The sequence below is a fragment of the Selenomonadales bacterium genome (assembly GCA_018335585.1).
In the GTDB taxonomy this organism is placed as follows: Bacteria; Bacillota; UBA994; order UBA994; family UBA994; genus UBA994.
In genome coordinates, this window is record JAGXRZ010000020.1 from 43,709 (window position 1) to 64,426 (window position 20,718).

The window sequence follows — 20,718 nt, forward strand, 5'->3', positions numbered from 1 at the left end:
TATTCTCCGCCCACGTACAGATTTGTCAGTTGCCTTATACTTCGTTTATACTCCACAGCTCGGGGCGACTCGTGCTTACGGCAGTGACACCGCTCTTTAGCACACGCAGTACTTCATCGCGCGTGGATAGCAGTCCCCCCGCCATAACCGGCAGTCGCGTCTGAGTCAGCAAATTAGCGATAATGGGTGCCGGAACTACTGCCGGCAATACTTCCAGCATATCCGGCCTAGTATGCTTGAGCAGATTGAGCCCGGTGCGCAAAGACTCCGAATCCACGAGAAACAGCCGTTGGATAACCAAGATACCTTCTTCTTGCGCGAGTCTAACGAGCTGCGCCTTAGTGGTGACGACGGCCGTGACCCCGAGTTTGGCAACTAGCTTAAGGCCCGCGCGGTCTTTGCCTAGGCCGTCACAAAGGTCAAAGTGAATAATCAGGCGCTTTCGCCATTTGCTTGCTTCGGCGACGAGTGTAGGCAGTTCGTTAATGTCGCCAAACAGGGCAATAACGCTGTTGGCCGGGGTACTGCTTAAAGCTAAGCGGAAGTGTTCGCTATTACGCGGAGCCGGCACAATCGGTTGGTTGCCCACTATCTTGGAAGTTGGAATTACCACGACTAACTCCCTTTCTCTTTAAGGGGGACCGGCAGCGATTTAAGGCACTGCCGGAACCCCATCCCTAAACTGATTCTACTCCTCCCAGTCGAGGGCGCGTTTGACGGCCTTCTTCCATCCCTGATACAGCTTCTCACGCTGACCGGTGGGCATAGAGGGAGCGAAGCGCTTGTTGAGTTGCCACTTGCTGACGAGGTCTTCCTTGCTCTTCCACACCCCTACGGCAAGTCCGGCCAGATAGGCGGCACCTAGGGCCGTTGTTTCCGTTACCTCGGGACGGTCGACCGGCACGTCGAGCACGTCCGCTTGGAACTGCATAAGCACACCGTTCATGACTGCGCCGCCGTCGACTTTGAGTGCCTGCAGCTTAATGCCGGAGTCGGCTTCCATAGCGCTGAGCACATCTTTAGTCTGATAGGCCATGGAGTCAAGCGTGGCCCGCACTACATGGGCCTTAGTTGTTCCCCTGGTTAGCCCTAAAATGGCACCGCGAGCCTTCATGTCCCAGTAGGGCGCGCCCATGCCCACAAAAGCAGGCACGACATATACGCCTTCGGCATCTTTCGTCTTCTGGGCAAAGTACTCGGAATCCGGAGCGGATTCAATGAGTTTGAGCCCGTCGCGCAGCCACTGTACGGCAGACCCGGCGACGAAGATGCTGCCCTCAAGTGCGTACTCGACCTTGCCGTCGAGCCCCCAGGCAATAGTCGTCAGGAGACCGTTCTTTGATTCATAGACTTTCTCGCCCGTGTTCATCAACATGAAGCAACCGGTGCCGTAGGTGTTTTTGGCCATGCCCGGCTTAAAGCAGGTCTGCCCGAAGAGCGCAGCCTGTTGGTCGCCTGCGGCGCCGGCAATAGGCACTGCGGCACCGAGGAAGACGTTCGGGTCAGTGTGGCCATATACTTCGCTCGACGGGCGCACTGCGGGTAGCATGGATGCCGGCACATCGAGAATCTTAAGGATCTCTGGATCCCACTTTAGCTCCTTGATGTTGTACATCAGTGTACGGGACGCGTTCGAGTAGTCGGTCACGTGCACCTTTCCTCCGGTAAGCTTCCAGATCAGCCAAGTGTCGATGGTGCCAAAGAGGATTTCGCCCTTCTCTGCTCTCTCCCGCGCGCCGTTGATGTTGTCAAGAATCCACTTAGCCTTGGTGCCCGAGAAATAAGCGTCCACGACTAGGCCGGTCTTGGCGCGGAAGGTCGGTTCGAGCCCTTTTGCTTTAATGTCGTTGCAGATGTCCATAGTTTGGCGCGATTGCCAGACGATAGCGTTGTAGATAGGCTTGCCGGTCGCTTTGTCCCACACGACGGTAGTTTCGCGTTGGTTGGTAATGCCGATGGCCGAAATCTCCGCCGGGTTAATGCCCGCCTTAGCGATGGCTTCCCCCGCTACGCCTATTTGCGTACTCCAAATCTCCTCGGCGTCATGCTCTACCCAACCGGGGCGCGGGAAGTGCTGCGTAAACTCCTTCTGCGCGACCGAAACAATGTTTGAGTCTTGGTCGAACAGAATAGCGCGTGAGCTAGTCGTCCCTTGGTCAAGCGCTAGTACATACTTCTTACTCATTCTACACTCTCCTTCTTACAGACTATCCGGGAGTTTCTAGGCAGAGCGTTTGGCAGACCCCTTTTCCACATATGCATCTTTGCCTGTGGTGTAGGCTAAGCCTAAAATGCCTGCAACCACGGCACCAAGTACCCAAAACACAGGCGTAAACTCACCTTTAAACAGAGCTTGATAGAAGACTGCGCCAAAGGCCCCGCCCAAGATTGGGCCGACCACCGGAATCCACGCGTATCCCCAGTTAGAGTCACCTTTGCCGGGGATAGGCAACAGGAAGTGGGCGATGCGCGGGCCAAGGTCGCGCGCGGGATTGATGGCGTAACCGGTAGTCCCACCTAGAGACATACCAATCGCTACGATCAAGAGACCGACCGCTATCGGGGTTAGTCCTTGCGTAAACTGATTGGCGCCGATAAACATCAGGCCAAGAATTAGCATAAACGTGCCAAACACTTCGCTGAATAGATTCGCGTATGTGCTCTTAATGGCCGGGCCGGTAGAGAAAACGCCCAACTTGGCTCCCGCGTCGTCGGTCGCCCCCCAGTGCGGCAAGTAGTGGCAGAACACAAGCGCAGCGCCGATGATCGCGCCTAGCATTTGCGCGAGAATATACGCAGGCACATCGGCCCAATCGAAGGCACCGTTGATAGCAAGCGCGATGGTTACTGCGGGGTTGAGATGCGCGCCGCTGATGCCGCCGACGGCAAAGACTGCCATGGTGACCGCCAGGCCCCACGCCAGCGCTATGACTACCCAACCCGGGCTGTTCGAGTACACTTTCTTGAGACTTGCGCCGGCGCATACGCCGCCGCCAAAGATGATGAGAATCATGGTTCCGATTACTTCTCCGATGAATGGTGTCATTACATAACCTCCTCCTTCTTTAGAGTAACAGAAGTCGACCGTAGCCCTCCGCCCGCATCCTTTCTCGCGCACACCCCCCATTCACCTGTTCCCGCACTAGAGCCAAAAGACACAAAAGCCCAAACACACCTAGCTATCGGCACAGGCGTGCATGGACTTTCTCTTAGACTCCAGTCCAGAATTCTCGATTACCATGTATTTCGCTATGCATTTTCGGATTCCTTCTTTACAAGAAAAATAATTTTTCTGAACAACTTTGAGGCGTTAGCCTTTAGGCGTGAGGCGTTAGAAGAGCCGTAAGCTGTGAGCAGGACGGTCACCACACGACACGACTCTACTGGGCACTGAGCACTTGGCACTAGGCACCCTCGCCACTCTTGCCTCTTGCTTCTCGCATCTTGCCTCTTGTAGCTAGCAACCCCCTCGCCTCCCCCCGAAGTGCAAAGTGCAACCATATGCTACAATAACGTCGTGGGAGGTGGCGCAACTTGTCTCGCAATATTAAGGACTACATCGGCATTCTATTCGGTGCGCTGATTGTGGCGCTCGGGTTAAACTATCTACTTATCCCTAATCGCATTGCGGCAGGCGGAGCGAGCGGCATCGCCACTATCCTGGTGCACTTGGTTGGAATTCCTCCTAGTGTCGTGTTGCTGGCCATCAACGCGCCCCTGCTGATTGCAGGGTCACGCGTCTTTGGTGTCCGGTTTGGCGCCTACACCCTGCTTGGCACTTTGTCCTTAGTCGTAGCCGTAGGCTTCACGCAAGGCATAGCACCGCTGACCACGGACCCCCTTTTGGCCGCGCTCTATGGCGGCGTCGTTACAGGCATCGGTATGGGCATCGTGTTTCGTTTTCGGGGGTCGACCGGCGGAACCGACATTGCCGCCAAACTAGCCGCTCACTACAGCGGCATCAGCCTTGGAGACGCGCTTTTGGCTATTGACGCCTTAGTGGTCATTGTGGCGGGCATTTTGTTTTCGGCGGAATATGCCATGTACGCTCTGATCGCCATCTTCGTCTGCACCAAAACTATCGATGTGGTGCAGGAGGGGCTCTACACCGCCAAGGCGATGTTTGTCGTCTCAGATCGCGGCGAGACAATCGCCAATGCGCTTATAAGCAGAATCGACCGCGGGGTGACTTTGCTCCCGAGCAAAGGTGGTTTCAGCAAACAGGAAAGGACTACCCTGTTTTGCGTCGTGGCGAGAACAGAGCTCACCCGCGCAAAAAGAGTAGTCCTGGAAGTCGACGCGAACGCATTTATTGTTATCACCGATGCGCATGAAGTCTTGGGGGAAGGTTTTAAAGTGGAGCTGCCCTAGACGGCCATTGTGCACCCGCGCGCGGACAGCGGCAAGCGGATGGCGAGACGGTTCTAGCCTATCTCTACTATGTCCCCGTTTTCTAGGCCACAGGCATTTGCTTCATCCGTGTCGATATGGAATTCGGCCTTAAACTGCGGGTTCACGCGCACGATCACGTTGTGGAAGGTAACGGCGCGCGTGCCTTTTACTGCTACGCTGACCGAAGCCCCGCTCTTTACGCCGAGCTGTTCTGCTTCAGCTGTATGCAGGTGCATGTGTCGCCATGCTAGGATTGTCGACGCAGGCGCGAGGACCTCGCCGCGGGGGCCACGCAGCACAATGTCCGCTGCTCCTGTTAAGTCCCCGGACTCGCGTACCGGCGGCTTTACGCCTAGCTTGACGGCATCCGTGCGGCTGATTTCCACTTGTGTTACCGCACGCGTCGGTCCTAGAACTCGCACCCCCTCGATTTGCCCCTTAGGTCCCACTAACGTAACCGTCTCATGCGCCGCGTACTGGCCCGGTTGGCGCAAGGGTTTCGCTGCACCGAGTTCGTACTGCGCGCCAAAAAGGGCGGTCACGTGGTCTGGGGACAAGTGTAGATGGCGGCTAGAAACGCCTACCGGAATATGCATTACTCGAGCCCCCTCTCGCTTATTATCCGAGCATCGATAAGAGCACACCCGCAGCCACGGCTGAGCCGATTACACCCGCCACATTAGGCCCCATGGCGTGCATTAAGAGATAGTTGTTAGGATTCGCCCGGCGTCCTTCGCTATGGGATACGCGCGCGGCCATCGGCACGGCAGACACACCTGCTGAGCCTATTAATGGGTTTATCTCGCCGCCTGTCAGCACATACATTAATTTGCCGAGCAGAACCCCGCCGGCTGTACCAACGGCAAAGGCAACGAGCCCTAAGGCCATAATCATAAGCGTTTCAGGTCTTAAGAAGTATTCTGCACTTGAGGTAGCGCCTACTGCAGTGCCCAAGAAGACCACGACAATATTCATTAGCGTATTCTGTGCAGTATCTGATAGCCTACCGACTACACCGGACTCCCGCAGTAAGTTACCGAGCATTAACATGCCGACGAGCGGAGTGGCAGGAGGAAGCAACATACTGACCAAGACTGTAACGATAATGGGAAAGAGGATTTTTTCCACTTGAGAAACTGTTCGTAGCTGTTTCATAACGGTTTTACGTTCTTTATCGGTAGTAAGTAGACGCATAATCGGGGGCTGAATTACCGGCACTAAGGCCATATAGGAGTAAGCTGCTACCGCTATTGCGCCCAGGCGATGCGGAGCAAGGCGTGCGGCAAGAAAAATCGCAGTCGGACCGTCAGCCCCGCCAATAATGCTGATGGAGGCAGCCTCTTGCGGCGTGAAGTTCAGCAAGACTGCCGCCAGAAACGTCCCAAAAATGCCAATCTGAGCTGCTGCCCCAAGGAAAAAGGTCTTAGGGTTAGCGATTAATGGCCCAAAATCCGTCATCGCGCCGACACCTAAGAAAATTAAGGGAGGGTATATACCAAGTTTAACGCCTTGATAGAAGTAATACATGAGCCCGCCAGCGATGCCTTCGCTCGGGGGAGTCATTAAGCCACTCATCGGGATATTGACTAGCAACATGCCAAAGGCAATCGGTAGCAACAAGAGTGGCTCGTATCCCTTGGCAATGGCTAGGTACAGGAAAAAGCAGGCAACAGAAATCATGACGAGATGCCCTGGGGTAATGTTTGCGAAGCCGGTTGTCCCCCAGAGGTCGACTAGCACTGTGACGATATCGCCTAGCAAGTTAAGCCCTCCCTTTACCCAATAACCACAAGGACTTCACCTGCATTAACGGCAGTGCCCTTGGTCACCCGAATTTCCCGCACCGTGCCGTCAGCTGTGGCGGCAATTTCGTTTTCCATTTTCATGGCTTCGAGTATGAGGACAGGCTGTCCATACTTAACCGCATCCCCTACTTTCACTTTGACGTCAAGTACTGTACCCGGCATGGGGCAGACTACCGCGCCGGTTCCGCCGCCTGCGGCAGCGACGGTCGGAGCCTTAGGCGGAGCCGGAACAGGCGCCGCGGCTTTAGCCACCGGTGCGACAGGAGCTACCGGAGCGACAGAAGGAGCAGGCATTTGCGGTCTCGTCGCTAGGGGGGGAGCTGTCGGTTGGCTGGTGCCACACTCCTCGACTTCGACCTCATATGCTTCACCGTTAACAACGATACGAAACTTTCTCGGCATTTCTCTCTGTCCCCTTCCTAATCACTCTGGCGCGATGTGGCTTGTGTCCGCGCGGCCTGTTGCCAAGCGGATGGTTGCTCGCGGCGAATGGCGACAATGTTTGCGCTTCGTCCGCCTAACATAGCGTAGATGGCGGCACTAATGGCGGCCAACACAGACCGCGATACCGCCGCTTCTGCCGGTGCGGAAGCCGGCAGTGAAGCCTTCACCGGCTCTTCTGCGGGCGCATCGGCGCGCTCGCCTTTGTAGAACAACAATCGCATGGCTTGCATGACTAACTGCAACAAGAAAAGTGCGCTAAACACGATAGTCATGCCTATGAAAGTGACTTTGAAACCTAAATACAGCTCGCTAGTCAAAATGTCGCCTCCTAAAGTGGGATGTTGCCATGTTTCTTGGCGGGGCGGCTTTCGCGCTTGGTCGCACTCATGGACAAAGCGTTGATTAAGGCGCGGCGTGTATCGCGCGGGTCTATCACGTCATCGACCATGCCCCGGCCGGCAGCCACATAGGGGTTAGCGAACTTCTCGCGGTACTCGCGGATTTTCTGTTGGCGAAACTCCTGCGGGTTTTCTGCCGCGGCTATGTCATCCTTAAAAAGGATATTGGCTGCGCCGTCAGGCCCCATTACGGCAATCTCTGCGGTGGGATAGGCATAGACGACGTCAGCGCCTAACGCCCGACTGCACATCGCGAGGTATGCTCCCCCGTAGGCCTTGCGCACAATGACAGTAATCTTGGGCACTGTAGCTTCGGAATACGCGTACAGAAGCTTCGCGCCGTGGCGAATCACGCCGCCGTATTCCTGGCCTACACCCGGGAGGTATCCCGGTGTGTCCACGAACGTCACGAGCGGAATGTTAAAGCAGTCGCAGAAGCGGATAAAGCGGGCAGCCTTGTCCGACGCATTAATGTCCAAACTGCCTGCGGTGACCTTGGGCTGGTTGGCGACGATGCCGACAGGGAAACCGTTGAGGCGTCCAAAACCAACTACAATGTTCTCCGCATAGAAAGGCTGGACTTCGAGAAAATCGCCGTCGTCTACAATGTTAGCAATAACCTCCCGCGTGTCGTAGCCGCGGTTTGGCTCAACTGGAATAATTTCCAGCAGCGCGTCGCCGCTTGGCTCCCCGGCCTCACCGGTTAACACGGAAGGCACCGGGTCAAGGTTGTTGCTGGGGATAAACCCTACGAGACGGCGAACTTGGGCTAAGCAGTCCTCGTCCGTCTGGGCGAGAAAATGTGCCACACCGCTAATGGTATTGTGCACCGAGGCTCCGCCGAGATTCTCCATCGTGACATCTTCGCCCGTGACGGCCTTAATTACCTGTGGTCCGGTAATAAACATTTGGCTGTTGGCGGCAGTCATAAAGACAAAGTCGGTCAAGGCGGGTGAGTACACCGCTCCGCCGGCGCAAGGTCCCATGATTACCGAAATCTGCGGGATGACGCCTGAGGCGAGCGTGTTGCGGTAGAAAATGTTGCCGTAGCCATTTAAGGCGTCCACACCCTCCTGAATGCGCGCGCCGCCGGAGTCGTTGATGCAAATCATCGGCGCCCCGTTCTTTACGGCCAAGTCCATTACTTTGCAGATTTTTGCCGCATGTGCTTCACCGAGTGAACCCCCGAGGACAGTAAAATCTTGTGACGCCACGTAGACTAGTCGACCGTCAATAGTGCCATAACCGGTAACCACGCCTTCGCCCGGAGCTTCCGTGTCAGCCATACCTAGGTCATGGCAGCGGTGCTTGACGAAGACGTCTGTCTCGATAAAGCTTTCCGGGTCTAACAGGTAATTAATCCGCTCGCGCGCGGTGAGCTTGCCTTGGGCCTTGTGCTTTTGGATGCGCTTTTCGCCGCCGCCTAGTGCTAGCGTATTGCGCTTTTGCTCAAGCTCCTGAATCTTCTCCCACATATGGTCTTAGCCTCCTCGCTATTCGCATCTCTCGCAAAGCTCGATGAGCACGCCGTGGCTTTCCTTGGGGTGGATAAAGGCGATCTTCGCGCCGTGTGCCCCTATGCGCGGCTTCTCGTCGATTAGGCGAACTCCCTTGGCCTTGAGTGAAGCGAGTGCCTCCTCGATGTTTGCCACGCGAATAGCCACGTGATGAATCCCCTCGCCTTTTTGCTCGATGAATTTAGCGACCGGACCGTCGGGAGCGGTCGACTCCAAGAGCTCAAGCTTGGTCTGCCCCAGTGGCAAAAACGCCACCCTAACCTTTTGTTCGGCCACAACTTCTTCCCCCGTGCAAGGCAACCCGAGTTTGTCTGTGTAAAACGCCAGCACGGTGTTTAGGTCCCTCACCGCTATGCCTAAGTGATCTATTTTCTCTAGCATTGTTCCTCACCCCCCCTTTGAAACTCCGCAGCCAACTTGCGGCCGCATGTGTAGACATCGACCTGCCCACTTTCTATGTCCGGCCAGAGGGAACTTAGGCGATGTTCGAGCCATTCCCCCAGGCGACCATTGACAATGCTCGACGTGTATGTGTAGAGAGCCTTGCGCAGTCGCGCCTTTCGCCGCTGTGCGAGCTCACCGTCAGCCACCATAGCCCGGTAGTGGTCGTCTAGCGCGTTTACCAGAGCAGCGACTCCTACGCCGCTAGTGGCAATTGTAGCTAGCACAGGCACGGAGCGAGGTCCTAGCTTGAGGGCTTCCTCTAACTGACGCGCGGTGCGCTCCGCTCCCTCGCGGTCAGCTTTGTTGACTACGCATACATCGGCAATTTCTATAATACCCGCCTTCATGGCCTGCACATCGTCGCCGAGGCCCGGCACTGCCACCACTACCACGGAGTCCACGGCTTCTACCACATCTGTCTCCGCCTGGCCGGTTCCCACAGTCTCGACAATAACCGTGTCAAAGCCGAAGGACTCCAGTAACTGCACGACAGGTGGCACAGCGCGAGAAAGTCCGCCAAGACTGCCCCGGGAACCGAGGCTACGGACGTAGAGGCCGCTCTGTCCCACAATATCGTGCATGCGAATTCGGTCACCTAAGATTGCCCCGCCGGTAAACGGACTGGAAGGGTCAATCAAGAGCAAAGCGACTCGCTCACCGCGGTCAAGCAATGCTTGAGCTAGCTTGGCCGTCAGCGTGCTTTTCCCTGCCCCGGGCGGTCCGGTGACACCGATTAAGCGGGCCCTTCTGTCGACGCGTGCGAGTTCCGCCAGGAGCTCCTCACCCTGCGCCTCACCCGCCTCTACTAAGGAAATGGCGCGAGCTAAGGCGCGCATGTCGCCGCGACGAAACCCTTGCACTAACCTATCGACGCGCGACATTGGTGCGAATAAACTCCACTATTGCCTGCGTGGTCGCCCCGGGAGTGAAGATTTCCTTTACTCCGCTCGCACGCAAGGCCGGAATGTCATCTTCGGGGATAACGCCCCCGCCCACAACCAAGATGTCACCGCCGCCCTGTTGCCCAAGCAGCTCAACAACGCGTGGGAACAAGTAATTGTGGGCGCCGGACAAGCAGCTCAGCGCTACGACATCGACGTCCTCCTGGATAGCCGCTTCCACGATTTGTTCCGGGGTCTGTCGCAGTCCCGTGTAAATAACCTCCATGCCTGCATCACGCAAAGCACGTGCCACAATCTTGGCGCCTCTGTCGTGCCCGTCAAGTCCGGGCTTGGCCACAAGCACACGGATAAAAGTTTGTTCACTCATCGTCGCCACCCCTTACGTCAGCGTCTCTTCTGGGCGATACTCGCCAAAAACACGCCTAAGCACATCGCACACTTCGCCAAGCGTAGCGTAGGCGCGCACGGCCTCGAGCACCGCAGGCATTAGGTTATCCTTGGACGCGGCAGTGCGGGCGAGTATGGCGAGTGCTTCTTCTACTTTGGCGTTGTCCCGGCGCGCCTTTAGGTTCGCGAGCTTGGCCTTCTGTTTCTCGCCGACGCTTGCGTCTATGCGCTCAAGTCCGCGCGGTGCGCCTTCGCGCACCTGAAACTGATTTACGCCGACCACAATACGTTCTTTGCTCTCTACCTGCTGTTGCCAAGCGTAAGCGCTGTCTTGAATGTCTCGCTGCATTATCCCAAGCTCGATGGCGCGAACGGCTCCGCCGCAGGCATCTATTCTGGCGATTTGTGCTGCGGCAGCCTGTTCTATAGCGTTAGTCAAGCTCTCGATATAGTATGAGCCTCCTAGCGGGTCTACAACGTCGGCGACGCCGCTCTCATAGGCAATGATCTGCTGCGTGCGCAGCGCAATACGTACAGATTCCTCGGTTGGAAGTGCGAGAGCCTCATCGCGCGAGTTGGTGTGTAAGCTCTGCGTACCCCCCAGCACAGCCGCCAGCGCCTGCAGCGTGACGCGAATGATGTTGTTGTCGGGTTGCTGCGCTGTCAAAGTTGAGCCGCCGGTCTGCGTATGGAAACGGAGCATCTGCGAGCGTGGATTGGTGGCCCCAAAACGCTCGCGCATAATCTTAGCCCACAAGCGACGCGCAGCGCGAAACTTGGCAATCTCCTCAAAGAAGTCTACGTGGGAATTAAAGAAGAACGAGAGGCGCGGGGCAAAATCGTCAACACGCAGTCCCGCGTCGAGCGCCGCCTGAACGTAAGCAATGCCGTTGCTAAGGGTGAAGGCTGCTTCCTGCACAGCAGTGGAACCGGCTTCCCGAATGTGGTAGCCGCTGATGCTGATAGTATTCCACTCCGGCACCTGCTCGGAGCAATAGGCGAATATGTCTGTGATCAGGCGCATGCTTTGTGCCGGCGGGAAAATGTACGTGCCGCGCGCCGCATACTCCTTTAAGATGTCGTTTTGAATGGTGCCGTTAAGTTTGGCCGGGGACACCCCTTGCTTCTCGGCGACGGCGATGTACATGGCCAACAGCACGGCGGCTGGCGCATTAATGGTCATCGATGTACTGACTTTGTCTAGAGGAATGCCTCCAAACAGCACTTCCATGTCTGCGAGCGAGTCGATGGCTACACCGACTTTACCAACCTCACCCTGTGCTAGGGCATGGTCTGAGTCGTAGCCGATTTGGGTAGGAAGGTCAAAGGCGACGCTGAGGCCTGTTTGACCCTGCTCCAGCAAATAGCGATAGCGAGCGTTAGACTCCTCGGCGGAAGCCATCCCCGCGTACTGGCGCATGGTCCAGAAGCGCCCGCGGTACATCGTCGGCTGCACACCACGCGTAAAAGGATAATCCCCCGGCAGCCCTAAGGCGCCGTCGCTGCCAGTTGAGTCTTCCGCGGTATATACGCGCTTAATCTCAATGTTCGAAGTATTCCTGAATGAACGCTTGCGTTCGGACGGTTTCTTCTCCTCCATAGTTTGACCTCCTGTCAAAGGTATGCCGGGGATACTGTATACATTGTACTCACATTTTATATGGCCCTCCCGACGTCAGTCAAGAGGGCCGTATAGAGATCAGACCCAACCGTAAAGTTTCATGGCGTCGGCTACGCGGCGAATGGCGACCAGATAGGCTGCGGTGCGCAGATCCACCTTTTTCTCCGCGGCCATCTTCCACAGGTTGTTAAAGGCATTGACCATATTGCGCTCGAGCTTTTCATTTACCTCCTGCTCCGGCCAGTAGTAATTCATCAGGTTTTGCACCCACTCGAAGTACGATACGGTGACGCCGCCAGCATTGCAGAGAATATCCGGCAGAATCACAATGCCGCGCTCGGACATCTTCTTGCCGGCCTCGGTCGTTACGGGGCCGTTAGCGCCCTCAGATACGATCTTCGCTCTTACTAGGTGCTGGTTATCCATGGTAATGGTGTTCTCTAAGGCGGCCAGCACCAGTACATCGACGTCCAGAGCGAACAGTTCTTCCGCCGTGATGTTTGTGCTGCCTGGGAAGCCAAAAACAGTACGCCTTGGCTTGGAGTGCTCCATCAACTCCACCGCATCAAGGCCGGCCGGATTATAAGCCCCGCCGCCTAGATCAAGCGCCGCCACAATTTTAGCGCCAAGCTTATGCAGGTAAAGACCCGCAAAACTTCCGACATTGCCATAGCCGTGTACGGCCACTCTGGCACCCTTCAGGTCGATGTTCATGGCGCGGCAAGCTTCGCGTGTGGTGATGACTACGCCGCGTCCGGTCGCCTCCGTGCGGCCGAGCGAACCGCCGATAAGTACTGGCTTTCCTGTGATAACGCCAGGGTTGTTATAGCCCTTCATGGCGTTGTACTCATCGACCATCCAAGCCATAACCTGCGGATTGGTGTTGACATCCGGAGCCGGGATGTCGACCGCGGGGCCGATAAAGTCGCCGAGTTTACGCACATACCCGCGTGCTAGGCGCTCGATTTCACCTTTGGACAGCTTGCTTGGGTCTACGGTGATGCCGCCCTTACCGCCGCCATAGGGAAGGCCGATTACCGCACACTTAAAGGTCATCCACATGGACAGCGTCTTTACCTCATCAAAGGTTACATCGGGGTGAAAACGGATGCCGCCTTTGGCCGGTCCGTTGACGGTGTTGTGTTGCGAGCGGTAGCCGACAAACGTCTTGACTGAACCGTCGTCCATGCGCACCGGGATGCCTACCTCCATAGCGCGCTCGGGGGTTTTTAGGATTTCATAGTAGCTGTCGTCGAGTCCCAGAAGATCGCAGGCTTCCTTAATCTGCGCTTGAACCTGCTGAAAGACGTTGAGATTCTCTTTAGACATGTTAAACTTCTCCTCCACGCTTATTATTTGTCTCGCTTAGACACATCAGGCATACCGTAACGTGACATTTCAAACTCGCCTTGCACACTGCCTACCGCAACCATCGAAATACAATTGCGCTTGCTTATGTCGGTACAAATGCGCAGACAGGCCCCGCATCCTTTGCACCTGTCGACTGCTACAAAGGCAGTGTTGCGGTTTTCGTCGTAGAGCAGTGTATTTGGCTCGGGGCAGTAGAGTACGCAAAGCCTACAACTTGAGGCGCTGCACTTGCTCGCGTCCACACGCGCTACTTTGTACACGATGTAGTCCCCCCTTTCGGCGATATTTCCCATCCCTGCTCTAGAGCATACTGCACGGCGGCCTTAATCGCTTCCATGTTCTTTCTGACCAGGTCAACTTTTGGACCGAAGTTCTTCTCCATGGCTTTGTCTAACGAAGCCGTGCCGCCTGAGGCTACCAAACCTTTGCCGAGAAAACGCTCTATCAAAGCTTTTTCTAGCGAAGCGAGGTCAGGCAGGCCCAATACCGCACTGACGGCACCGATCATCACCATATTGGTGGCGACTTCCGTACCGGCATGTTGCAGTGCGAGCTGTGTCGCCGGTATATAGAAAACCTTGGCTCGCTTCTCCGTTAGTTCGCGCTCTTCGTCCTTGCTTAACTGGGCTTGCTGGGCCATGTTAATCAAGATATAGGAGTCATCTTTGATGCCGGAGTAAAAAGGCATAGTATATGACTTGCCGTGCGTGATGACCTGACTGTGGAAAATAACGATTACATTCGGATAAATAATCTCGCCAATCTCGTATAACTTACCGTCGGCAATACGCACATAGCTCTCTACCGGCGCCATGCGTTTCTCCGAGCCAAAGAAAGGGACGACCGTGCTTTCGCCGCCGCTTTGAATTACGCCGTTGCTGAGTACATGCGAAGCGGTAACCACGCCCTGCCCTCCAACGCCGGCCATGCGAACATTGTACCTGCGCATATTTCTCCCCCTAACGTTTTGAACTGGACGACTTAGCCTCGCTGCTCTGCGTCTTTGGCGGCAAGGAATGCTTTGGCTTCGTCACTCATAATCTCCATAAAGCTGTAACGTTCTTTTTCTACTTGGCGCGCGTCATCTAGCACCTTCTCGGGTGGGATAGCGTACTCGATATTGCACGACGTATACGCCTGTACGTAAGAAGGGCCGATTTCGCGTGCTACCAAGACCGCTTTACGAATGGTAGTGACGATACGGCTCGGGTTAGTCGGCGTCAAGCGGGCGATATAGGCGACGCCGGCCGTCTTAGCCAGTCCGAGCATGTCGATTTTCTCGAACTTCTTTCCGGTCGGAGCCATTTTGACTACCTCACCGCGTTTGGTCATACCGCTTTCCTGTCCGCCGGTATTACCGTAGACTTCGTTGTCGAGCATAACGGTCGTAAACTTCTCCTGTCGGAACCACCCGTGCATGACCTGTGAAAAGCCGATGTCCGACAAACCTCCGTCACCCGCCATGACGACCACGTCTTTGTGCTGATTAGGGAAACGCAGCGCAAGACCACGCTTGAGACCTGTCGCTACGCCGTTGGTGTCGCAGTAGTTGCCGTAGACAAAAGGAATAGCGGCCTGCGAGAGTGACAAGCGTCCACAGCCTGCCGTGCCGACGATGACGGTGTGCTCCGGTGAAGGCAAGCCAGTGAGCGCCAGTCTAATAAAGAAAGCCATGGCACAGCCTTCACACATGGGATGTTCCTCTAAGACCTCTTTATAGGTCCCGAGGTCGGAGAGCTTAAGGTTACGGCCAAACGGGCCCTTTTCAACTAAGTCCTGGTATTCCTTAGGCATAAAGCGCATAAAACCGGGAGATACCTGTAACGTCCGGAGTGCCATATGTTGATCCCTCCCTTAGAATTAGTGGACTAGTCGTGCTTGAACAGCCAGTCGAGGATTAACTCAGTCGGCATAGTAATGCCACCGTACACCCGCGGCCCGTCGGCAATCTTAGCTTCAGAATAACCATACAGCGTGGCGCGAACCTCGCGGTTTAGCCAACCGGGGCAGTTAAACTCGGGCACGATAATGCGCTTGGCATTACGACAAGCCGTGCGCAGTTCTTCCGTAGGAAACGGCCGTAAACACTTGACTTTGATTAGGCCTACCTTTTTTCCCATTTCTTCGGCTTGACGGAGCGCTTCACGCGACTGTGACACCGCACTGCCCGAGGCAATGATCATCGTTTCGGCATCGGGATTGACAACTTCGACTAAGCCGCCAAGGAAGTGCTTTACCCATTTGCGAGAACGTTCGTGCGCGGCGTGGATTTCCTGTTGCCACGCTGCGTGCATCTGGTAACTGATGAAGTTGCTCTTCTGAATAGGTGCGTCCCTGGCAATGCGCACGGGGGGATTTTCATTGTCAATCATGGGTACGGCTTCGCTGTAACAGTCGCGCGGCGGCAATTTCAATTCGGCTGAGGGCATTTCGACCCAGCCGCGGGCGTGGGTGACAAAGAACCCGTCCACGGCGACTGCGACAGGCAAGGTCACTTCGCACTTCTCGGATATGGCAAAGCCGGCTAGAGTGTAATCAAAGAAGTCTTGTTGGTTTTCTCCATGCAGCAAAATGTTGCCGGAGGTCAGCATGTAATCGAGTTCAAGGTTATCCGGCTGAATCGAGAGAGGTGCGTTAATCACGCGGCACATAATTAGAAACACAAGCGGCAGACGATGTCCGGGCCAGGAAGCGATGGTCTCCAGGCCGCGCATCAGGCCCGGGCCTGACGATGCTGTCATGCAGCGCACGCCGGTACGGGAGGCCCCGGAGATGGCCGAGAAGGCACCTACCTCGTCTTCCGCGCGGTAGTAATCCCGAATGTAGCCTTCGGCATAGAGGTTCCCCACCCTCTCCATTGTTTCACTCTGGGGAGTAATGGGATAGGCAATGGCTATGTCCACATTTGCCCTGCGCACGGCTTCGCTGGCCGCCTCGCTGCCGGTAATAAAGGCCTTGGTGCGCGGCGCTTCGAACAGGAGATGCTCTGGGGTCACTACTCTTTGGTTTACGGTATTAGCCATCTTTTACTCCTCCCTATCGCGCCACGGGGGCAGGTTGCCATGCTAGGCCCTGACTTAAGGTCGCTTGGGCCGCGGTAAGCTGAATCCCCGGGGTATCGGCATAACGTGGACGCAATCCCTCACGCTTGAGCTTGCGTATGGCTTCGGTTAAAGCCCGCACTTGGTTCGCGTCGGCGAACGGCAGAGAAGCCATGGAATCTTCATGTCCGGCTGCGTGACAGAGCGTGATCGTGTAGCAGTTCGTGCCGGCGCGAATCATCTTTAGCGTGATATTAGCGAAGTGACAGTGCACACCGATAAACACGCATACTTCGATTTTATTGTGCCAAATCGTCAAGTTAGGGTGACACGGGTTAATCACAGCTTCCGGGTCAATCTTAGGATATATGGGGCGATAGTCGGGCATGGGGATAATCCTTACTCCCGGTATTTCGGCTGCGAGCTCGAGCACGGCTGCGGCTTTTTCGGTGACTCCCTCACGCCATGCCCATAGTACTAAAGGCCCCGGGAAAATAGTTGGATTCTGGCGAGTGAGCAGTTCTTGAGCCATAACTTCCAGTGTGTCCTGCTCGGTCATCAAGGTGCCCTCTACTAGGCCTTGGCCTTTCTCCGGCAGAATTACGCCGCAGCAGGCAGCCGCCGGAGGCAGAAGGCCTTCAGGTCCCGGTACGACGCGATACCCATTACCGTTCATTGTTGTTACACCACCTTTATAATCTTGCGGATCCGTTTCTTCCAATGCTTTTGCGCTGCGCTAGGATGGTATTTTGCAGAAGGTTAGTGGAACCGAGGTCCGGTCGATAGATAAACTCGATGACCTCTTTGTCTGTCGGGCAGAGCAGCGAGACTTCCCGTTTGCGTCCGGGAGACACCAAGACAGCGTCACAGCCCCCCAACACTTGGCTGATACGCCTGCTGTCATCTCGCGAGGTCAACACGTCGAGGCGATGCTCCAAACCGGCGGCGTTAAGCGAATTTTGTACTTTCGCGGCAAACACGTCTGAGATGCAGACCAGAGCCAGTTTGCTTTGCCGGGGAATCCTAGCAATTCGCACCATGGTCTCCAGCTGAGGCTCTAACGCTACCGCCAACAGGAGTTTGTCCGGACCAATGGCCGCGCGCACATCGCTCTCGTGAAAGAACGTCGTCACCACGATTTCCGCATTCTCGATAAGCTTTTGTGTTTCCGGCGTGGCCGAGAGTACTTCTTCAAGCAGCATCGGGCTAGCGCTTACCCCGCTGCCTAGTCCGAGGTGAGTTGAGAAATAGTCCACCTGTTCGCGATTGCACTCGACAAACACGATGCGCACTTCGCTGAGCAGGCGTTGCCTCTGCAGCGCTACGCGAGTAGCCGCCTCCATAAACTCATCACAGGCAAACCCTTCATCTAACGCCTGCCCCAGCGCATTCGACACTAGGGCCTCGAGCCTGTTACTCCGGCTGGCACTTAGGGCACTAGCGTCAGCCTTAGCCAAGAAGGTGCCTTTCCCCTGTAACGAAACTAAGATGCCCTCTTGCTCAAGTTCCCGGTAGGCTTGGCTCACGGTATTGCGACTGACCGCCAACAGTGTCGACAGTTCTCTCTCAGTCGGCAGCTTAAAACCCGGGGACCACGCGCCGCTCTCAGCCTGTTGTCGAATACTTGCTTTCAGTTGCACATAGAGAGGGACACCCGACTTCTTGCGGAGCTCCAACGCTACCATTTTATCACCTCCACTCGCCCTTATTGCACGATGGATTAGTCCATTAGTCCATTACATTCTACTATATTCTATCGTTCCGCGCATACTCCTGCTACAAAACAAAAAAAAGTGGTCGTGATTTTTACCGCCGCGACCACAGCTCGTACCAAACATGATTCCCTATGCCCTTTGTTCCCAATGCGGCGGCGCTATGCGCATCCGAGCCCCCGGTAACCACCAAACCGTGCTCACACGCCAAACCTAAGAGCTCTCGCTCGCGCGCTTCGTCATGGTCGGGGTGATACACCTCTATCCCTCGGAGACCTGCCTTTACCAGTGGTTTGAGCAGTAATTTTGCCAACGGGCCGGGATGCGCCCAAACCGCGACGCCCCCGCTCCCGACGATCGCTTTTATCGCCTCTTCCGGTAGCAGTTTATAACGCGGCACATAGGCAGGCCGTCCACGCTCAAGGTACTGGTCAAAGGCAGCGGCGAAGTTCCCGACATAACCTCTGTTAAGCAGAGCTCTCGCTACGTGGGGTCGGCCTAGCGAGTGAGCGTCGCCCTTGTTTTGGTCTGTCACCTCAGAGAGCGTCAAAGGTAAGCCTAACTCACCTAATCGCGCTACCATGCTCGCAATGCGAGTAGCGCGCTCCGCGCGTAGTTTGGCCGTCAGCGCAGTCAACTGCCGGTCACTTTGGCTGATCCAGTAACCTAGGATATGCACGTCCTTGTCGCACCACTCGGCGCTCAGTTCAATGCCGGGTAGCACGGCAAGACCATATGTGAGGCCTGCGGCAAAGGCTTCTTCCAACCCGACACAGGTATCGTGGTCGGTTAGCGCTATCCCTTGCAGTCCTCGTTCTTTGGCTTGCCGCACTATCTCACGTGGCGACTCTTTGCCGTCTGAAGCAGAACTATGAGTGTGTAGGTCTAACACGTTGGCGCTACCCTAGCACCGTCCGGATGACGCGCAAATGGTTTAGGCCCAGAACATCTAAGAGCGCCTCCTCACTATAGCCGCGCCTAAGCAGGGCCTCGGTCAGCGCGGGGTATTTGGTGACATCTTCCAGCCCCACTGGTGTGTGTGAAATCCCGTCTAAGTCTCCTCCCAGACCGACATGTTTGCTGTTCCCAAGTAGGTTGACGATGTGGTCGATGTGCGTAACTACATCGTCTAGGTGGGCCTCGCCATGTTCCACCAAAAATTCTGGGGCAAAGTTCATGCCCACAACCCCCCCGTTCGCCGCCAGAGCACGAATCTGTCGGTCGGTGAGGTTACGGACATGGCCGCAAACCGCGCGGGCATTGCTGTGGGAAGCGATAATGGGGTGTTTGCTTACCTCTAAGACATCATAAAAACCGGGTTCGGAAATGTGCGAGACATCGACAATCATGCCTAACCGGTTCATCTCCGCTACTACGCTGACGCCAAAGTCGGTCAGCCCACCGCCGCTCCGGCACTCTCCCACCCCTTCGGCTATTTGATTGCGTTCATTCCAAGTGAGTCCCACCGCCCTAACTCCCAAGCGGTGGTAAATGCGCAGCGCGGCTAGTTCTCCCTCTAGCGCCTCTCCTCCCTCGATAGAGATTAGTACGCCTATCTGATTGTTTGTCTTGACGAAATCTATATCGCTAGCCTTAAGGATTAACCTAAGCGTGTCTTGGTTAGCCTCAATCTCCTGATACAGGCAGTCTAGGAGCTGGAGTGTGCGCTTAACGGCGCGGTCGGGTTTGTATTCGGCACCTATGTAAGCGGCAAAGAATTGGACGTCCACTCCTCCCTGCCGCAGGCGGGGGATGTCTACGTGTTCGGCAAAGTGGAGTTCACCGAGGCGATATTCCCCGCGTGAGCCTAGCACCTTGAGAATGGTATCGCAGTGGCTGTCAATGACCAACGCACGCGAATGAAGCTCTGTAGTCATAAGCATTCCTCCTTGTCTTAGGGGACTACGGTCAGTATGCGCTCGGGCGTAACCACGGCGCGCCTAGTAGCTAGGTTAAAGCGGTACACCACGCCGGCAAGCACCTTCGGCCCCTCCGCAAGCTCAAAGCGCGCGGGCAAGCCGGTGGTAAATTTGCGCACGACCGGGGCTACAGCCACACCGAGCACCGAATTGTAAGGGCCGCACATCCCGGCGTCCGAAAGGTAGGCTGTCCCCTTGGGCAACAGACGTTCATCCGCCGTCTGCACATGCGTGTGTGTACCGACAAGCCCCGCGACTCTGCCGTCAAGGTAGTGCGCAAGGGCTAGTTTTTCGGATGTCGCCTCGGCGTGGAAGTCCACGAACGTTAGGCAATTCGCTGGTAACCCGGCTAACACTTTGTCCATTGCCTGAAAAGGGCAGTCTACAGGCGGCATAAACGTGCGGCCCAACAAGCTAACAACAGCTAACGGCACAGGGGGTGATCCCACCTCGGTCAGCATTACGCCGCTGCCCGGTACTCCGTTTGGATAGTTCACCGGACGCAAAACGCGAGGGTAGTCGTCGATGAACTCGAGAATCTCCTTCTTATCCCAAGTATGATTGCCGCCGGTAAGCACGTCGACGCCGATGTTTAGGAGCTCATCCGCAACATCGCGCGTCAGGCCGGTACCGTGCGCCGCATTCTCGCCGTTGGCAATGCAGTAGTTTATGGCGAATCGCGAGCGAAGCTGTGAGATAAGCTGGCGTACAACTTCCCTCCCAGGTTTCCCTACAATATCTCCAAGAAATAGCACATTGAACACA

General features: G+C 55.8%; 23 protein-coding genes. 1 reads left to right on the top strand and 22 read right to left on the bottom strand.

What is annotated here, in order from left to right:
* Nucleotides 1-34: 34 nt before the first annotated feature.
* The 3 genes from KGZ66_02495 to KGZ66_02505 all read right to left on the bottom strand — a co-directional run bounded on the left by KGZ66_02495 (nt 35) and on the right by KGZ66_02505 (nt 3,046).
* Nucleotides 35-607, bottom strand: a complete 573-nt coding sequence (locus KGZ66_02495) for a glycerol-3-phosphate responsive antiterminator (GenBank protein ID MBS3984456.1) — start codon at nt 605-607, stop codon at nt 35-37.
* 81 nt (nt 608-688) lie between these two features.
* Nucleotides 689-2,185: a glycerol kinase GlpK gene (gene glpK, locus KGZ66_02500; GenBank protein MBS3984457.1), complete on the bottom strand. Its 1,497-nt coding sequence runs from the start codon at nt 2,183-2,185 to the stop codon at nt 689-691.
* Nucleotides 2,186-2,221: 36 nt separating this feature from the next.
* Nucleotides 2,222-3,046, bottom strand: coding sequence for an aquaporin family protein (locus tag KGZ66_02505; GenBank protein ID MBS3984458.1), 825 nt, complete (start codon nt 3,044-3,046; stop codon nt 2,222-2,224).
* Nucleotides 3,047-3,534: 488 nt separating this feature from the next.
* On the opposite strand from KGZ66_02505, the gene KGZ66_02510 reads away from it, so the two are divergent.
* Nucleotides 3,535-4,371, top strand: a complete 837-nt coding sequence (locus KGZ66_02510) for a YitT family protein (GenBank protein ID MBS3984459.1) — start codon at nt 3,535-3,537, stop codon at nt 4,369-4,371.
* A gap of 53 nt (nt 4,372-4,424) precedes the next feature.
* Here KGZ66_02510 and KGZ66_02515 read toward each other — a convergent pair whose 3' ends face one another.
* The 19 genes from KGZ66_02515 to KGZ66_02605 form a co-directional block, all read right to left on the bottom strand.
* A complete protein-coding gene (locus KGZ66_02515) occupies nt 4,425-4,988 on the bottom strand; it encodes a phosphate propanoyltransferase (GenBank protein ID MBS3984460.1) in 564 nt (187 codons plus the stop codon).
* A gap of 22 nt (nt 4,989-5,010) precedes the next feature.
* The gene (locus tag KGZ66_02520; protein MBS3984461.1) at nt 5,011-6,072 is read right to left on the bottom strand and encodes a sodium ion-translocating decarboxylase subunit beta; all 1,062 of its coding nucleotides are present in this window, start codon (nt 6,070-6,072) and stop codon (nt 5,011-5,013) included.
* A gap of 95 nt (nt 6,073-6,167) precedes the next feature.
* Nucleotides 6,168-6,599 carry an acetyl-CoA carboxylase biotin carboxyl carrier protein subunit gene (locus KGZ66_02525; protein MBS3984462.1) on the bottom strand — a complete coding sequence of 144 codons (432 nt, stop codon included), beginning with the start codon at nt 6,597-6,599 and terminating at the stop codon, nt 6,168-6,170.
* Nucleotides 6,600-6,616: 17 nt separating this feature from the next.
* On the bottom strand, nt 6,617-6,958 hold the full coding sequence (locus KGZ66_02530; GenBank protein MBS3984463.1) for an OadG family protein: 342 nt from the start codon (nt 6,956-6,958) through the stop codon (nt 6,617-6,619).
* An 11-nt stretch (nt 6,959-6,969) separates the two neighbouring features.
* Complete coding sequence (locus tag KGZ66_02535) at nt 6,970-8,514, bottom strand: methylmalonyl-CoA carboxyltransferase (GenBank protein ID MBS3984464.1); 1,545 nt, start codon at nt 8,512-8,514, stop codon at nt 6,970-6,972.
* 18 nt (nt 8,515-8,532) lie between these two features.
* Entirely contained in the window at nt 8,533-8,937 is a 405-nt protein-coding gene (gene mce, locus KGZ66_02540; protein MBS3984465.1) for a methylmalonyl-CoA epimerase, read from the bottom strand.
* Nucleotides 8,931-9,881: a methylmalonyl Co-A mutase-associated GTPase MeaB gene (gene meaB / locus KGZ66_02545; GenBank protein ID MBS3984466.1), complete on the bottom strand. Its 951-nt coding sequence runs from the start codon at nt 9,879-9,881 to the stop codon at nt 8,931-8,933. The genes mce and meaB overlap by 7 nt, the downstream gene beginning before the upstream one ends.
* On the bottom strand, nt 9,865-10,269 hold the full coding sequence (locus KGZ66_02550; protein MBS3984467.1) for a cobalamin B12-binding domain-containing protein: 405 nt from the start codon (nt 10,267-10,269) through the stop codon (nt 9,865-9,867). Before KGZ66_02550 ends, meaB begins: the two co-directional genes overlap by 17 nt.
* 12 nt (nt 10,270-10,281) lie before the next feature.
* Nucleotides 10,282-11,889 (bottom strand): methylmalonyl-CoA mutase family protein, encoded by a 1,608-nt coding sequence (locus tag KGZ66_02555; protein ID MBS3984468.1) that lies wholly within the window; start codon nt 11,887-11,889, stop codon nt 10,282-10,284.
* Nucleotides 11,890-11,988: 99 nt separating this feature from the next.
* Nucleotides 11,989-13,239, bottom strand: coding sequence for a Glu/Leu/Phe/Val dehydrogenase (locus KGZ66_02560; GenBank protein MBS3984469.1), 1,251 nt, complete (start codon nt 13,237-13,239; stop codon nt 11,989-11,991).
* A 23-nt stretch (nt 13,240-13,262) separates the two neighbouring features.
* The gene (locus KGZ66_02565; protein ID MBS3984470.1) at nt 13,263-13,541 is read right to left on the bottom strand and encodes a hypothetical protein; all 279 of its coding nucleotides are present in this window, start codon (nt 13,539-13,541) and stop codon (nt 13,263-13,265) included.
* The gene (locus KGZ66_02570; protein ID MBS3984471.1) at nt 13,529-14,230 is read right to left on the bottom strand and encodes a 2-oxoacid:acceptor oxidoreductase family protein; all 702 of its coding nucleotides are present in this window, start codon (nt 14,228-14,230) and stop codon (nt 13,529-13,531) included. Before KGZ66_02570 ends, KGZ66_02565 begins: the two co-directional genes overlap by 13 nt.
* Before the next feature lie 32 nt (nt 14,231-14,262).
* On the bottom strand, nt 14,263-15,120 hold the full coding sequence (locus KGZ66_02575; protein MBS3984472.1) for a hypothetical protein: 858 nt from the start codon (nt 15,118-15,120) through the stop codon (nt 14,263-14,265).
* A 29-nt stretch (nt 15,121-15,149) separates the two neighbouring features.
* Nucleotides 15,150-16,304 (bottom strand): hypothetical protein, encoded by a 1,155-nt coding sequence (locus KGZ66_02580; protein MBS3984473.1) that lies wholly within the window; start codon nt 16,302-16,304, stop codon nt 15,150-15,152.
* A gap of 13 nt (nt 16,305-16,317) precedes the next feature.
* On the bottom strand, nt 16,318-16,998 hold the full coding sequence (locus KGZ66_02585; GenBank protein MBS3984474.1) for a hypothetical protein: 681 nt from the start codon (nt 16,996-16,998) through the stop codon (nt 16,318-16,320).
* 16 nt (nt 16,999-17,014) lie between these two features.
* Complete coding sequence (locus KGZ66_02590) at nt 17,015-18,007, bottom strand: GntR family transcriptional regulator (protein ID MBS3984475.1); 993 nt, start codon at nt 18,005-18,007, stop codon at nt 17,015-17,017.
* 121 nt (nt 18,008-18,128) lie between these two features.
* Entirely contained in the window at nt 18,129-18,926 is a 798-nt protein-coding gene (locus KGZ66_02595; protein ID MBS3984476.1) for a PHP domain-containing protein, read from the bottom strand.
* 7 nt (nt 18,927-18,933) lie between these two features.
* Nucleotides 18,934-19,911 (bottom strand): dipeptidase, encoded by a 978-nt coding sequence (locus tag KGZ66_02600; GenBank protein MBS3984477.1) that lies wholly within the window; start codon nt 19,909-19,911, stop codon nt 18,934-18,936.
* Nucleotides 19,912-19,928: 17 nt separating this feature from the next.
* Nucleotides 19,929-20,717 carry a TIGR00282 family metallophosphoesterase gene (locus KGZ66_02605; protein ID MBS3984478.1) on the bottom strand — a complete coding sequence of 263 codons (789 nt, stop codon included), beginning with the start codon at nt 20,715-20,717 and terminating at the stop codon, nt 19,929-19,931.
* Nucleotide 20,718: the final 1 nt, after the last annotated feature.

Coding starts and splice junctions, on each gene's coding strand:
- glpK (MBS3984457.1), bottom strand. CDS start 2,185: ATGAGTAAGAAGTATGTACTAGCGCTTGACCAAGGGACGACTAGCTCA.
- KGZ66_02505 (MBS3984458.1), bottom strand. CDS start 3,046: ATGACACCATTCATCGGAGAAGTAATCGGAACCATGATTCTCATCATC.
- KGZ66_02515 (MBS3984460.1), bottom strand. CDS start 4,988: ATGCATATTCCGGTAGGCGTTTCTAGCCGCCATCTACACTTGTCCCCA.
- KGZ66_02520 (MBS3984461.1), bottom strand. CDS start 6,072: ATGATTTCTGTTGCCTGCTTTTTCCTGTACCTAGCCATTGCCAAGGGA.
- KGZ66_02525 (MBS3984462.1), bottom strand. CDS start 6,599: ATGCCGAGAAAGTTTCGTATCGTTGTTAACGGTGAAGCATATGAGGTC.
- KGZ66_02535 (MBS3984464.1), bottom strand. CDS start 8,514: ATGTGGGAGAAGATTCAGGAGCTTGAGCAAAAGCGCAATACGCTAGCA.
- mce (MBS3984465.1), bottom strand. CDS start 8,937: ATGCTAGAGAAAATAGATCACTTAGGCATAGCGGTGAGGGACCTAAAC.
- meaB (MBS3984466.1), bottom strand. CDS start 9,881: ATGTCGCGCGTCGATAGGTTAGTGCAAGGGTTTCGTCGCGGCGACATG.
- KGZ66_02550 (MBS3984467.1), bottom strand. CDS start 10,269: ATGAGTGAACAAACTTTTATCCGTGTGCTTGTGGCCAAGCCCGGACTT.
- KGZ66_02555 (MBS3984468.1), bottom strand. CDS start 11,889: ATGGAGGAGAAGAAACCGTCCGAACGCAAGCGTTCATTCAGGAATACT.
- KGZ66_02560 (MBS3984469.1), bottom strand. CDS start 13,239: ATGTCTAAAGAGAATCTCAACGTCTTTCAGCAGGTTCAAGCGCAGATT.
- KGZ66_02570 (MBS3984471.1), bottom strand. CDS start 14,230: ATGCGCAGGTACAATGTTCGCATGGCCGGCGTTGGAGGGCAGGGCGTG.
- KGZ66_02575 (MBS3984472.1), bottom strand. CDS start 15,120: ATGGCACTCCGGACGTTACAGGTATCTCCCGGTTTTATGCGCTTTATG.
- KGZ66_02580 (MBS3984473.1), bottom strand. CDS start 16,304: ATGGCTAATACCGTAAACCAAAGAGTAGTGACCCCAGAGCATCTCCTG.
- KGZ66_02585 (MBS3984474.1), bottom strand. CDS start 16,998: ATGAACGGTAATGGGTATCGCGTCGTACCGGGACCTGAAGGCCTTCTG.
- KGZ66_02590 (MBS3984475.1), bottom strand. CDS start 18,007: ATGGTAGCGTTGGAGCTCCGCAAGAAGTCGGGTGTCCCTCTCTATGTG.
- KGZ66_02600 (MBS3984477.1), bottom strand. CDS start 19,911: ATGACTACAGAGCTTCATTCGCGTGCGTTGGTCATTGACAGCCACTGC.